The sequence below is a fragment of the Rhodococcus koreensis genome, from assembly GCF_900105905.1.
Lineage (GTDB): Bacteria > Actinomycetota > Actinomycetes > Mycobacteriales > Mycobacteriaceae > Rhodococcus_F > Rhodococcus_F koreensis.
This window is the reverse complement of record NZ_FNSV01000005.1, coordinates 3,046,500-3,059,639: the sequence shown is the minus strand read 5'-3', so window position 1 is coordinate 3,059,639 and position 13,140 is coordinate 3,046,500. Positions and strand designations below refer to the sequence as shown.

Below are 13,140 nucleotides of genomic sequence, written 5' to 3'. Positions count from 1 at the left end.
GATTCCGACCGCCCGTCCCGTTGTCGCCGCAGACGGCGATTCTTCGGAGGACATTCGGATCCGTCGGAGGGCGATTCAGCGGTATGCGGACTCGATCATCGGTTCGGTCGCGAGGACCTTGCCGTCGCCGCCGACGATGGTCAGGGCGGACGGGGTGAGCCGGTACTCGGTGCCGCCGTCGCCGGTGGCGACGAAGCCGGAACCGCTGGGGCTCGGGTCGTCGACGGAGATCGCGGCGCCGTCACTGATGCGCACGCCCTGGTAGTAATAGCGTCCCACGCCCGTCTCGCAGACCACGACCAGGGACTTCGTGGTGCGACCGATGAACACCGCCGGGTTGGTGTAGTTGCATCGTGCATCGGACGGGGGCAGGAAGCCCTGCCGATCGGCGCCCGACACCTCGCCGACGATCGGCGGCGCGGGCGCCGTCGTCGTTCTCGTCGTAGTTCTCGGCGGAGTCGCGGCGGGCGGGACCGTCGCCGGAGCCGCCTTCGTGGTCGCGACGGGGACGTCTTCCGTGACGGGAAGGCGCACCTGACTGCTGCCGGCCGCGGTGACCGCGGGGTCGTCCGGATTGTTCCGGTCCAGCACGAGCCATCCGACCACCCCGGCGAGTGCCAGCAACGCGATCACCAGCACGGTCACGGTCACCGGCACGGCCACCGACCGTCGCGCAGGCGGCGGGGCGGTGTAGGGAGTGGGCGGGTAATAGGGCGGAGGTGGAGCGGGCGGACCGCTGTGGAACGCGGTCGGCGGGTAGACGGGTGGACGCCCGCGGTCGTCGACCCGGGTCGGCTCGGACCGCATGCCCGGCGACGGTTCCGGGCGGGTCGCGATGTCGGTTTCGGTCTTCCGCTCGCGAGCGGTCAACGCGGAGCGGGCTGCCGCCGCGAAGTCGCCTGCCGTCCGGTACCGATCGCGGGGATCCTTGGCCAGACCCCGGGCGATCACCTCGTCGAACGTGGCGGGCACTTCGGGCCGGATCGAGCTGGGGCTGGGCACCGGCGTGGTGAGGTGCGCGCGGATCGCGCTGCTGATGCTGTTGGACGGGAACGGAATGGACCCCGTGAGGCATTCGTAGAGGACACACGCCAGCGAATAGACGTCCGCGCGGGCATCGACCGGTGCGTTGTCGAACCGCTCGGGCGCCATGTACGCGTAGGAGCCGACAGCGCTGCCGAGGGTGGTCAGGCGGAGATCGGAACTCGAGTGCGCGATACCGAAGTCGACGAGGTACGCGAATTCACCGGCCGTGACGAGGATGTTCTCCGGCTTGACGTCGCGGTGGATGAGACCGTCGGCGTGGGCGGCGTCGAGCGCCGCCGCGATCTGGTCGACGACCGCGACCGCATGTGCGGGGCCCATCGGGCCACGCGAGCGGAGCAGCGCCCGCAGATCCTGCCCGACGACCAGACGCATGTCGATGTAGAGCACACCGTCGATCTCGCCCCAGTCGTGGATGGGGATGACGTGCGGCTCCTGCAGCCGGGCCGCGGCATGCGATTCGCGGCGGAACCGCTGCTGGTAGGTGGGGTCTTTCGCGAGGTCGACGTCGAGGATCTTGAGTGCGACGGTGCGATCCTTGGTGGTGTCGTACGCCTCGTACACCTCACCCATTCCGCCTCGGCCGAGCAGAGCCCTGAGATGGTAATGCCCGAACTGCGAGCCGACCCGTGTGCCTGCCGTCATTCCCATCCCCTCGAAGCCGGAAACAGCACGATACACGCAGCGTCAGAACTCTGGATTGTCGAAAATCCGTTGCCCGACGCCGCCGCGGTCCGTATCGTCACGTGGCTTTGTCCACCCGTCGACAGAAGGAGTTCACTTCGTCATGGAACCCGTCACCGAACACGACATCAGGTCGTCCTTCATCAATTGCTCCAAGGGCGACGCCAAGCGCCTACCGGTCCCTCGTGACCTGGACGATCGGCCGTGGGAGGATCTCGACTTCCTCGGCTGGAGCGACCCGTCGTTTCCCGGCCGCTGTTATGTCGTCGTACCGCGGGAGGATCGTCTGGTCGGCGTCGCGCTGCGCTATGAGGCGGGCGGTTACCGCCGCGCGCAGATGTGCACGGTCTGTATGACCACGCATGCCAGTGGCGGTGTCTCGCTGATGACCGCGCGTAAGTCGGGGGAGTCCGGGCGCCGGGGTAACTCGATCGGCACGTACATGTGCGCCGACCTCGCCTGCTCGCTGTACGCGCGCCGGAAGAAGTCGCCCGCGCTCGGCAGGCAGTACCGCGAGGATCTCGAACCGGAGGAGAGGATCGCGCGGGTTCGCGACAACCTCGACGCCTTCATCGCGCGCGTCTACGGCTGATCGAACCCCGACACACCAACCTGCAGCCCGGTGGCTGCCGAAGAGAATGAGAGGTAGATGCCATGCGCCGACATTCGAGAAACCACTCTCCGGCACACCCCGAGTTCGGAGACACTGCAACCGAACCCGGGGTGTGTGGGATTCCTCTCCGGTCGAGACGGCCCGGACGTGACCGGACCGCCTCGTCCGGAGAGGATCCCGCTACGCTCGCCGTCGCCGAGAACTGAAGTGGGCGAATGCCTTCGCCATGATCGGGGTGGTGATGAGCATGATGACCAGCCGCAGCACCTGAGCGGCCGCGACGAACGTGACGTTGGAGGAGGTGGAGGCCGACACGGCCAGCACCGCCGCCAGACCGCCGGGGGTGGTGGCGAGATAGGCCTCGAGGAGGCTCGCGCCGGTGAGGTGGGCGAGAAGGATGCCCAGGCCTGCGCACGCCGCCCCGACCAGGAGGGTGAGCAGCGCGGCGTACGGCAGGATCCGTCCGATCGCCCGCAGGCTCGCCCGGTCGAATGCGAGCCCGGCCTGCCAGCCGATGAGGATCAACGCGGCGGTCATCAGTATCGGCGGGACCGAGACCGCGTCGCTCCAGCCGCCGAGTTCGAATCCGGCGCTCACCGCCAGCGGCCCCAGCGTCGCGGGGGCGGGCAGTCGCAGAAGGGACGCCACAGCGGTGCCGCCCACGATGAACAGCGCCAGGAATGGCAGTGCCACATACCATTCGGCGCCGCCGTCGGTGGCCGTCGCCGTTCCCGTACCGGTATCCGCGCGGAACCCGAACGTGACGATCATCGGCATCGACACCACGACGAGCGCCACCCTCAGATATTGCACCACCGCGACGATGCGGTCGTCGCCGCCGAGTTCGCGGGCCATCGCGACGAGTCCGGTGGCGCCGCCCGCCGTCATGGCCAGAGATCCGGTCACCGCGTCCACGTCACGATGCAGCGCGAGGAGGGCGCCGGCCGCCACGCTGATCACCAGGGTCGCGGCTGCGATCGAGACCACCGGCACCCACAGCGAGCCCAGGGCGGCGATCGTCTCCCGGTGCACCATCAGCCCGACCGCACTGGCCAGCACGCCCTGGGCAAGCTTGCCCAGCGGGTGGGGCACACGCGACGGGCCCCAACCGGTGACGGCCAGGGCCGCCGCGACTATCAGGGCCGCGAAAAGGCCGGCCGCCGTGAGTCCGATGCTCTCGCCGAGCGCCCAGCCGCCGGCCGAGAGTGCGATCAGTGCAGCCCATCGGAGTCCGTGGCGACGCAGTCGGGATGCGCGCGTCGGCACGGTCCGTTCGGGGGTGTGCACGTCGGTCACGATCGGGCGCCTTTTTCGGGATGCTGTTCTTCCATGGTGTGCATTAACGTATACCTTAGCCGATGCCATTGCGAACGTTAGAATGTATGCATGGCGGGCGAGAGCAAGAGCGAACAGGTATACGGGCAGCTCAGGGCGGACATCCTGAACGGGGTTCTGTCGCCGGGGCAATCGCTGAGTGCTCTCGACGTCGGCTCGCGGTTCTCGGCGTCCCGTACCCCAGTCCGTCAGGCCTTCCTGCGACTCGAGGCGGAGGGGCTGGTCTCGCTCGTCGACCGGCAGGGCGCACGGGTCGCTCCCATCTCGATCAAGAGCGTCCGCGACCTCTTCGAATTACGCATCCTGCTCGAGGCGGCCGCGGCGCGTATGGTCGCCGAGACCGTCGCCCGGGACTCCGCGGCCCGGCAGCAGTTCGAAGAGGTGGCGGAAGCACTCGAGGCGATCTCCGAGGAGGGTGCGTCCGATGACCGGCGCAATCGCTACTACGCACTCACGGAAACCTACGACCAGGCGGTCATCACGCGCACCCGGAACGCGCAGCTGGCCCGCTCGATCGCCGAACTCCGGCCGCACACCGAGCGGCTGCGCAACATCGCCCACTCCCGCCCCGGCCGCCTGGACGTCTCGCTGGCCGAGCATCTGTCGATGTGCCGTGCGATCCTCTCCGGCGACGGGGCGGCCGCTGCCGCAGCCTGCGCCGAGCACCTGGCGCAGACGCAGCGGACCATTCTCGCGGCGGTGGTCGATCCACAGGGATCCGGTGTCTCCATCGACCTGGTCACCGCGTAGCCGGGGCGGTCAGAGCGCGAGGATGGCGGGGACGCTGAGGACCGCCACGTAGTACCCCATGAACAGGACACCGGCGTGGATCTTGAACGCCCTCGACAGCAGACCGCCGACGAGTCCGACCGTGAGGGTGACGGCGAGCCCGAGGATGCCGCCCTCCCAGACGCTGATGACGACGACCAGTCCGGTGAACGTGGCGATGATCGCTTCGTGGCTGACGAACCGGACGACCAGGGTGGCCGCGCGGTGGGCGAAGTTCATCGCGAACGGGTACGCGATGATCGCGGCGATCACCACGGCACCGAGACCGTAGAGCAGGAACTCCCAGTTGGTCAGTGCCGTGGACAGGTTGCGGATCTGCCCGGTGCCGTCGTCGGTGGTGAAGACCGGTGGCGCGTTGAACAGGGGAGCGGCCGGCCCTGCCGCGACCGGGCTGAGCGGCAGACCGAACGCGATGAGCGGAATGAGCGCTTCGGCGATGTACGTCGATTCGGTGGTCCCGTTGCGGGCGGCGATCACCGAGGTCAGCCGGTGGTAGCCGTGCTTGACCCGGGATCCGACGACCTCGCCCATGAGCACGGTCATGGCGACCGGGCTGAAGACGAACGTGGCGCTGGAGACGGTCGCGGTCGCGGCGACGTGCGCCGTCTGCTTGCGGTCGAGCATCCGGAACGGGTTCGGGAAATACCCGTTCCACCCCTTGATCTCCGGGGCGAGCCACACCGTCGCCGGTTCCTTCCGGGCCATGTCCTTCCGTCCCGACGCACCCAGCACGAGGAACAGATCCGCGATGAGGGGACCGACCGCAATGCCGAGGAAGTAGCTGATGTTCAGGGAGACGTCGTAGCTCTTCGTCAGCGATTTGAGCGCGAGGACGAGGACGACGAACGGCACGAGCGCGGCCACCCCGGACCATTTGCCCGGCGACGTGTAGGCGATCGCGACGGCGGCGACGAGGAACAACCACGGTGCCACGGACTGGACGGTGTCCGCCACCGGGGCGAGCAGGGTGGCGAACAGCACCGCCACGGGGACGGCGATGAACGCGGAGATGATCGCACCCGAGATCGCCTTGCGCAGGGCGATGTGCGGCACACCGAGGCTGCGCAGCAGCCGCGCCTCACGCATCAGCGGCACGGCCATCGTGTCGCCGGGGATGCCGAGCAACGTGGTGGGCACCGCGTGGGTCATGTGCTTGGCGACGGCGCCGGCGAGGAAGAACGTGAACACCGCCGCGGGCGGGGCGCCGAGCAGGATGACCAGCAGCGTCAGCGGGGCGATGGTGGCCGTCTCGTCGGTCCCGGACACCAGCCCGATCAGGGAGAACACGATGGCGCCGATGACGCCGAGCGCGATCGCGACGAGCACGTCGTTGGTGAACAGCACGCTCATGATCGTCCGCCCGTCCCGTGTGTCTCCGCCTCGGCGAACCGGTCGTAGAGGTCGAGATCCTTCAACTCCCGGACCGTCTGGGCGGGGAGGTCGGACACCGAGCCCAGCCCCTGACGTTCCTCCTGCAGCACCCGGATCACGTCGCCGACCTTGTCGCCCTCGGACGAGTCGACGGCGATGTTCCGCTTGGGGCGGAACAGTTTCCCGCTGACGACGCCCGCGACGAGGCATGCGGCGATGCCGACCAGAAGCGCATACGCGTCTGCCAGAGACGAATCCGTGACGAAGGAGTTGAAGAACGCGGTGGCGCCGAGGAGCGCGCAGACGCTCACGACGAGACCGATGACGACGGAGACGGCGAGATCGCGCCCGGCCACCGTGTCGCCCCACACCTCGAGGTAACGAGGCCGAGGCATCTGATCGTCGGTGGGCGGGGGCGCCTGCGAGGCGGGCTGGCTTTCGATGGACATCGTCTGTACTTCCGTGTGAGGGGTGTCGTGCGCTAGGAGAGTGCGGCGGTCAGGGCCGTCGCCACCCGAGACGGGCTGGGATGGCCGATGTGCCCGGCCATCCAGCGGGAGGTGTCGGTCAGGGTATCGAGGTCGATGCCTGTGTGGATGCCGAGGCCGTGCAGCATCCACACCAGGTCCTCGGTAGCGAGATTCCCGGTGGTACCCTTCGCGTAGGGGCATCTGCCGAGACCTCCTGCTGCGGTGTCGAATTCGGTAACTCCCGCGATCAGTGCGGCGTGGACGTTGGCGAGCGCCTGACCGTACGTGTCGTGGAAGTGTCCGGCGATGGAGTCGACCGGCACACCGGCGGCCACGACGGCGTCGAGCACGGCGCGAACGTGGCCGGGGGTGGCGACGCCGATGGTGTCACCGAGCGAGATCGACGTGCATCCCATGCCCGCCAGTTCCGCGGCGATGTCGGCGACACGGCCGGGATCGACCCGTCCCTCCCACGGATCGCCGAAGCACATCGAAATGTAGCCACGGGTGCCGATTCCTTCGGCGCGCGCACCCGCGACCACCGGCCGGGCGTTGTCGAGCGCCCTGGCGACGGAGGTGTTCAGGTTTTTCCGGGCGAACGTCTCGGTGGTGCTGACGAAAACGGCGATCTCCCGGGCGCCCGCGGCAAGTGCCCGACCCAGCCCCCGCTCGTTGGGGACCAGCACGACCTGGCGGACGTCGTCGGGAGGGTCGAGTTCGGCCATGAGCGACTCGGCGTCGGCGAGTTGCGGAATCCATTTCGGGGAAACGAAACTCGTCACTTCGAGCGATCTGACGCCGGCGGACACGAGCCGACGGCAGAACTCCGCCTTGACCGCGGTGGGGACGAGCGCCGACTCCGCCTGGAGCCCGTCACGCGGTCCGACTTCGTAGATGCGGACCGCGGACGGCAGCGACGGGTCGGCGAACGCGTGGGGCGCCGGACGCCACACTGGTTCGGGATTCGCGGGGGTGGTCATGTCAGTGTCCGGAACGAAGGTCGGCGAGCACCTTTTCCGCGTGCTCGACCCGGATGCGCTGGTCGTTGATAAGCCGCGTGACCACCAGATCGAGTTCGTCGCCGGTGGCGCCGGCGGAGGCGGCGATGGTGCGGGCGTGCAGACTCATGTGGCCGCGCTGGATTCCCTCGGCGGCCAGCGCCCGGCAGGCGCCCAGGTTCTGCGCGAGCCCCACCGCGACGATCACGTCCGCCAACTCCGAGGCGGTGGAGACGCCGAGCATCTTCACCGCCGCCTGCGCGACGGGGTGGACTTTGGTGGCGCCGCCGACCAGTCCGACGGCCATCGGCACCTCGAGGGTGCCGGAGAGGTGACCGTCCGCGGTCTTCTCGAAGTGCGAGAGCGCCGTGTACCGGCCGTCCGCGGCGACCGCATGCGAGTGGCAACCGGCCTCGACCGCGCGGGTGTCGTTGCCGGTGGCCAGGACGGCGGCGGTGATGCCGTTCATGATGCCCTTGTTGTGGGTCGCCGCGCGGTAGGGGTCGGATTCGGCGAGCGCGGAGGCGTGCACGATGTTGTCGACCACCTCGTCCCCGCCGAGCAGATCCTTGTCGAACACGGCCCGGGCCCGGGTGATCCGCAGGTCCGCCTTGTTCGTCAGGATCCGCAGCAACGAACGCCCGCCGGAGATCTCGCCGAGCCGCGGCGCGATGGCCTCGGCCATGGTGTTGACGGCGTTGGCGCCCATGGCATCGCGCACGTCGATGTGGATGTGCACCACCACGTGCACGCCGGTGCGCGTCGGGACGAGTCGCACCGTGAGGTCGCGTGCGCCGCCGCCGAATCGGACCAGCATCGGATCCTGGGCATTGGCCAGTTCCATGATCTCCGCGCGTGCCTCGAGCACCCGCAGCCGGGACGTCTCGGGGTCGGGGCAGTCGAGGATCTGGATCTGGGCCTGCATCACCGGATCGGTGCTGGAGGTGTGGAAGCCGCCGTGCACCCGCGCCATCCGGGCGGCGTTGCTGGCGGCGGCAACCACGGACGGCTCCTCGGTAGCCATCGGGACGAGGTAGTCGCGCCCGTTGACGGTGAAATTGGTTGCGACACCTACCGGGATCGCCATGACCCCGACGACGTTCTCGATCATGTGATCGGCCTGATCGATGCCGAGACCCTGCCCGGGATCGAACACGGCGACGTCGAGGTCGGACAGGCCGGTCCTCTCGGCGATCACCGTGCGGCGCTGCTGCGCGCTGGAATCCTTGAGACCGGGGATGCGGCTGTTGACGGGCACTGTGTTCCTCCACGTACTCACGGGCGGGGGCGTGTGGTGAGCCCCGACGGCAACCCTGTTCTGTGCTTCGGTTCACACGGTAGGGGCATTCCGCCGACCTCGACATGTATCGATCACACATGTATTTCCTTCAGGAATGTGTGACTATCACTGCCCCCGGAGCTCGTCGAGGCGGACCGCAGCCGAGATTCGGAACAGGTGTTCGTCGCCCCGCCACTCGGGCCCCAGCAGCATCTCCAGTCGGTGGAGTCGCTGCAGAATCGTGTTGGTGTGGTAGTTGAGGGCCCGCGCCGTCTTCGTCGGGCTTGCCTCGTTGCGGACGAATGCGCGCAACGTGGCGAGGAGGTCCGTTCCCTTGCCGTCGTCGTAGGCGCGCACCGGCCCGATCGTCTCGTCGATGAACGCGTTCAACGTCCGTGCATCGGTGTCGAACAGCAGCGCGTAGGGCAGATACGCGTCGGTGCTGACCGCGGCGTCGGTGGTGCCGAGCGCGGCGAGTAGTCGGGAGGTGCGCAGACCGGACTCGAATCGTGCGGGGAGCGCATCCGGCGACTCCGCTCGGGGGGTCGTGATCGCCAGCACCGAACCGTGCAACGTCTGGCGCAGGTGGTTGCGCAGGTCCAAGGTGAACTCGGGCGGGGCGGTAGCGGTGAGAACGGCAACGACGACGCCTGCGTGTTCCCCGACGAGGCCGTGGCGGCCGACGAATGCGGTCGCGTCACGGGCCGCGGTGGCGCGGTCCTCGGCCGGGACCGAGACCAGTACGACGGTCTCGAGGTCTGCGAGGGCGACATGCTGGGCACGCACTCGACGTTCCAGATCGCGGCGCCGCTCCGGTGCGGGGTCGAGCAGGTCCGCGACCAACTCGACGCGGGCCCGCAGGTCTGCGTCGGCCATCGCATTCTGCTGCAGCACCAGCAGTGCGCCGACCTGCGCGGCGCGTTCGATGGTGCGCTCGTCGACCGGTCCTAGTTCGAGGTCCCCGGACCCGACCAGTACCGCGCCGAAATACAACTCACCCGCGATGACAGCGGCCACGATCGGCGTCCCGGGGTCGTCGACGCGAACGCAGTGGCCGGTGGTCCGGCTCGACGTGATGGCATCCCGCACCAGCGGCGGCAACTGGGCGGACACCTGCCCGGCCGGCGTGGGGTGGGAGGCGACGGCGTGCAGATCCCGGTCGACGATCGTGACCGTGCGGCCGAGTGCGGTGGAGAGGGTGCCGGCCACCTGCTCGAATCCGCCTCCGACCAGCACTGCCTCGATGAGTTCCTGGTGCACGACCGTGGACCGGTCGCGGACCTGCAGATACTCGGTCAGCCGGTCGAGTGCCGTGCGTGCCTCGTCCTCGGACCTGCGCACCTGTTCGAGGGTGCTGGCGGTCTGCAGCACCACCGACGCGTGATCGGCGAGCGCGGACAGCACGGCGATCTCGTCCGGCGTGAAGGCGTACTCCTGGCGGGTGGCGGCGAACAGCACGCCGAGCACCTGACCGTCCGACAACATCGGCACCCCGAGAATCGACACGATCCCTTCCGCTGCGACCGCGTCGTCGATGAGTTCCTCGTGCGGCCCCTCCGCGTAGTCCTGATAACGCAGAACCCATTGCGCGGCACGAGAATCGGCGATCTGGCTGGCCAGGCCCATTCCCGGGGGAACGCGGAGGTGCTGGAACTGCGGTGTCACCGAGCCGGCGGTCTTGCGGACGTTCAGCTCCCGGGTCGCCGGATCGAACTCGGACAGGTAGGTGACGTCGGTGCCCATCATCTCGTGGGCGCGGCTCACCAACCGTCCGAGGAGGGCGTCGATGTCACGGAGTTCGGCGAGTTCGCGGGCACTCGAGAACAACACCCCGAGTTCGCGTTCCCGTCGCCGCAAACGGGTCAGCTCGGCCTGGTGCCTGCGCACCTTCTCCGCGAACGCCGCCCCGCCGGCCGGGCCGGCAGCAATCCGGTCGAGCGCCTCACGGACCGCGGCCGAGTCCACGGTCAGTTCGCCGACCATCGCGTCGGCGAGTATCCCCAGCGCGTCGCCGCTCTCCCGTGAATCCATGCCCACACTCTGCCCTGACCGGCGGAGAAGTCCCTACTGATCGAGATCAGCGCCCCGCACGAATCCCGGCACGGCGGGCAGATGCCGCGGACGGAAAATCGAGGCTGGTGCGGCTGCTCCGGTGAGCGGCGCTAGTCGATCATGAACCAGCCCCGGACCTGTGCCTCGTGGTCTACGTAGTGTGCCCCGGAGACGTCGACGACGACCTTGTCGATGGTGCCACCGGTGAACGGGAACGGTGCGGTGTAGTCGGCGGTGACCGGGGAGGCACTGTCGCGTCCGACGCAGATTCCGTCTCCGACGAGGCAGAACACTCCGGGTTGGGTGACGATTTCGCTGCTGGCCACCTGCTGCTCGTCGAGGTAGAGGTCGAGGGTGCCGGCGAACCCGGGCATGGCCGGGTCCTCGTTCTTGCCTTTCACGGTGAATTCGGCGGTGCACACGTGCCCGCCGGGGGTGATGTCGCGGTCGGCGGCCACGTCTTCGATTCGGGTGCCGAGCCAGTTGAACGTGTAGTGGAGTCGGTGGTCTTTGACGTACAGGCTGTGCCCGCCCGCGACGCCGCCGTGCGCGAAGAGGACACCCTCGGCGTCGGAAGTGTCCACGTGGACGCCGGCCGCGATGGTGTACGAGCGGCCGGTGATCGGGGCACCGGCGCTTTCCGGGACGTCCGCGCAGTTCGGGTAGTAGACGTAGCGGTCGCGGGGTTTGCCGGGGTGGGGGCGGTCGGCGAGGACCTGTTCGAGGGCGCTGCGGTCGTCGAGCGGGAGGCCGTTGAAGATGCCGGCGTAGTAGAACCAGAGTTCCTTCATCTCGGCGAGGCGGTCCGGTTCGGTGTCGGCGAGGTTGTGGAGTTGGGCTCGGTCCTCGTCCAAATGGTAGAGCTCCCAGACGTCGTGGCCGAAGTTGCCCCACCCGGAGATCGGCGGGTGCAGCGAACACGCGAGCCATCCCTCGTGGTACAGGGAACGTTGCCCGAGCATTGCGTAGAACTGGGTCTGTTTCCCCGGGGCGGTGGGGTCGGTCAATGTGGCCGCGAAGCTCTCGCCCTCGATCGGGCTCTGTGTGTAGCCCTTGAGCACCGCGGGCGGTTCGATGTCGAGGAGTTCGTAGATGGTGGGCACGACGTCGACCGCGTGAATGTACTGGTGCAGCGGTTCGGTGCGGGGTTGCAGCCTGGCGGGCCAGGAGACCATGCACATGTCGGCGATGCCGCCCTCGTATCCGGCCCACCTCTTCCAGTACGGGAACGGGGTGTCGAACGCCCAGGCCCATCCGGTGTTGTAGTGGTTGTACGAGGCGGGGCCGCCGAGTTCGTGCAGGTGCGGCAGTGTCACCTCGGTGGTGTCGGCGACGCCGTTGAAGAACCGCCATTCGTTGAAGGAACCGTTCGGTCCGCCCTCGCCGCTGGCGCCGTTGTCGGAGATCACGATGAGCAGAGTGTTGTCGAGTTGACCTGATTCGGTGAGGAAGTCGATCACCCGGCCGAGCTGATCGTCGGCGTAGGAGATGAATCCGGCGAATACCTCGGCCATCCGGATGAACAGGCGCTGCTCGTCGGCGGTGAGCGAGTCCCACGGGCGGACGGTGTCGAGGATCGGCCAGAGTTGACCGTCCGGGCCGGTGGTGTTCGGCTCTCCGTGCGGGTTGATCGGCGACAGCTCGGTGCCCCTCGGCAACAGGCCCAGTTCCTTCTGCCGGGCCAGGATTTCGGCGCGGATGGCCTCGTAGCCCTGGTCGAACGTGCCCCTGTATCTGTCGGCCCATTCCGGGGGGACGTGATGTGGGGCGTGCCCGGCCTGCGGGGCCAGGTACATGAAGAACGGTTTGTCCGGGTCGACGGCTTTGGCGTCGCGGATGAACTCGATCGCCTTGTCGGACAGGTCCTTCGACAGGTGATAGCCGTCCTCGGGGGTTCCGGGTGCCTCGATCGGGTGGTTGTCGTAGACGAGGTCCGGGTACCAGCTGTTCGACTCGCCGCCGAGGAATCCGTAGAAGCGTTCGAACCCGCGGCCGAGCGGCCACCGGGTCTTGACCGCCGACATGTTGCATTCCTCGCTCGGGGTCAGGTGCCATTTGCCGAGGCAGTAGGTGTTCCAGCCGCGTTCGGCCAGCACCTCGGAGATGAATCCGTTCTCGAAGGGGATGTGCGTCGAGATGCCGGGGAACCCGGAGCTCATTTCGGCGACGGTGGCCATCCCGTTGGAGGTGGCGTTGCGGCCGGTCAGCAGCGAGGCGCGGGTGGGCGAGCACAGCGCCGTGGTGTGGAAGTTCGAGTAGCGCACACCCGAGTCGGCGATGCGCCGCATGGTGGGGGTCTCGATGGGACCGCCGAAGACGTCCATGCTGCCGTAGCCCACGTCGTCCCATGCGATGATCAGCACGTTCGGGGCGCCCTCGGGGGCCGCGGCGGGCAGGTACGGTGACCAGTCCGGAACCGAATCTCGAATATCGACGGCGATCTTGCCCTTACGGTTGGTGGCCATGGCGTCGCTCCTCCGGTCGACGGTCCGCTGCGCACTTTTC

General features: G+C 68.3%; 10 protein-coding genes. 2 read left to right on the top strand and 8 right to left on the bottom strand.

The window, feature by feature from the left end; translation table 11 throughout:
* Positions 1 to 75: 75 nt before the first annotated feature.
* Positions 76 to 1,689 carry a serine/threonine-protein kinase gene (locus BLV94_RS18665; protein ID WP_083395611.1) on the bottom strand — a complete coding sequence of 538 codons (1,614 nt, stop codon included), beginning with the start codon at positions 1,687 to 1,689 and terminating at the stop codon, positions 76 to 78.
* Positions 1,690 to 1,831: 142 nt separating this feature from the next.
* Between BLV94_RS18665 and BLV94_RS18660 the strand changes: the two genes are divergently transcribed.
* Positions 1,832 to 2,320 (top strand): FBP domain-containing protein, encoded by a 489-nt coding sequence (locus BLV94_RS18660; RefSeq protein WP_072946887.1) that lies wholly within the window; start codon positions 1,832 to 1,834, stop codon positions 2,318 to 2,320.
* A gap of 201 nt (positions 2,321 to 2,521) precedes the next feature.
* Here BLV94_RS18660 and BLV94_RS18655 read toward each other — a convergent pair whose 3' ends face one another.
* Positions 2,522 to 3,637: an AbrB family transcriptional regulator gene (locus BLV94_RS18655; RefSeq protein ID WP_072946886.1), complete on the bottom strand. Its 1,116-nt coding sequence runs from the start codon at positions 3,635 to 3,637 to the stop codon at positions 2,522 to 2,524.
* 90 nt (positions 3,638 to 3,727) lie between these two features.
* Here BLV94_RS18655 and BLV94_RS18650 point away from each other — a divergent pair, with 90 nt between their 5' ends.
* Positions 3,728 to 4,426 (top strand): GntR family transcriptional regulator, encoded by a 699-nt coding sequence (locus BLV94_RS18650; protein WP_072946884.1) that lies wholly within the window; start codon positions 3,728 to 3,730, stop codon positions 4,424 to 4,426.
* 9 nt (positions 4,427 to 4,435) lie between these two features.
* On the opposite strand, the gene BLV94_RS18645 is transcribed toward BLV94_RS18650, so the two are convergent.
* The 6 genes from BLV94_RS18645 to BLV94_RS18620 form a co-directional block, all read right to left on the bottom strand.
* The gene (locus BLV94_RS18645) at positions 4,436 to 5,815 is read right to left on the bottom strand and encodes a tripartite tricarboxylate transporter permease (protein ID WP_072946882.1); all 1,380 of its coding nucleotides are present in this window, start codon (positions 5,813 to 5,815) and stop codon (positions 4,436 to 4,438) included.
* Positions 5,812 to 6,285 carry a hypothetical protein gene (locus BLV94_RS18640; protein WP_072946881.1) on the bottom strand — a complete coding sequence of 158 codons (474 nt, stop codon included), beginning with the start codon at positions 6,283 to 6,285 and terminating at the stop codon, positions 5,812 to 5,814. The genes BLV94_RS18645 and BLV94_RS18640 overlap by 4 nt, the downstream gene beginning before the upstream one ends.
* Positions 6,286 to 6,317: 32 nt before the next feature.
* Positions 6,318 to 7,286, bottom strand: a complete 969-nt coding sequence (locus BLV94_RS18635) for a hydroxymethylglutaryl-CoA lyase (protein ID WP_072946880.1) — start codon at positions 7,284 to 7,286, stop codon at positions 6,318 to 6,320.
* A 1-nt stretch (position 7,287) separates the two neighbouring features.
* Positions 7,288 to 8,562 carry a hydroxymethylglutaryl-CoA reductase, degradative gene (locus tag BLV94_RS18630; protein WP_072946878.1) on the bottom strand — a complete coding sequence of 425 codons (1,275 nt, stop codon included), beginning with the start codon at positions 8,560 to 8,562 and terminating at the stop codon, positions 7,288 to 7,290.
* A 147-nt stretch (positions 8,563 to 8,709) separates the two neighbouring features.
* The gene (locus BLV94_RS18625) at positions 8,710 to 10,614 is read right to left on the bottom strand and encodes a helix-turn-helix domain-containing protein (RefSeq protein WP_072946946.1); all 1,905 of its coding nucleotides are present in this window, start codon (positions 10,612 to 10,614) and stop codon (positions 8,710 to 8,712) included.
* A gap of 131 nt (positions 10,615 to 10,745) precedes the next feature.
* On the bottom strand, positions 10,746 to 13,100 hold the full coding sequence (locus tag BLV94_RS18620) for an arylsulfatase (RefSeq protein ID WP_072946944.1): 2,355 nt from the start codon (positions 13,098 to 13,100) through the stop codon (positions 10,746 to 10,748).
* Positions 13,101 to 13,140: the final 40 nt, after the last annotated feature.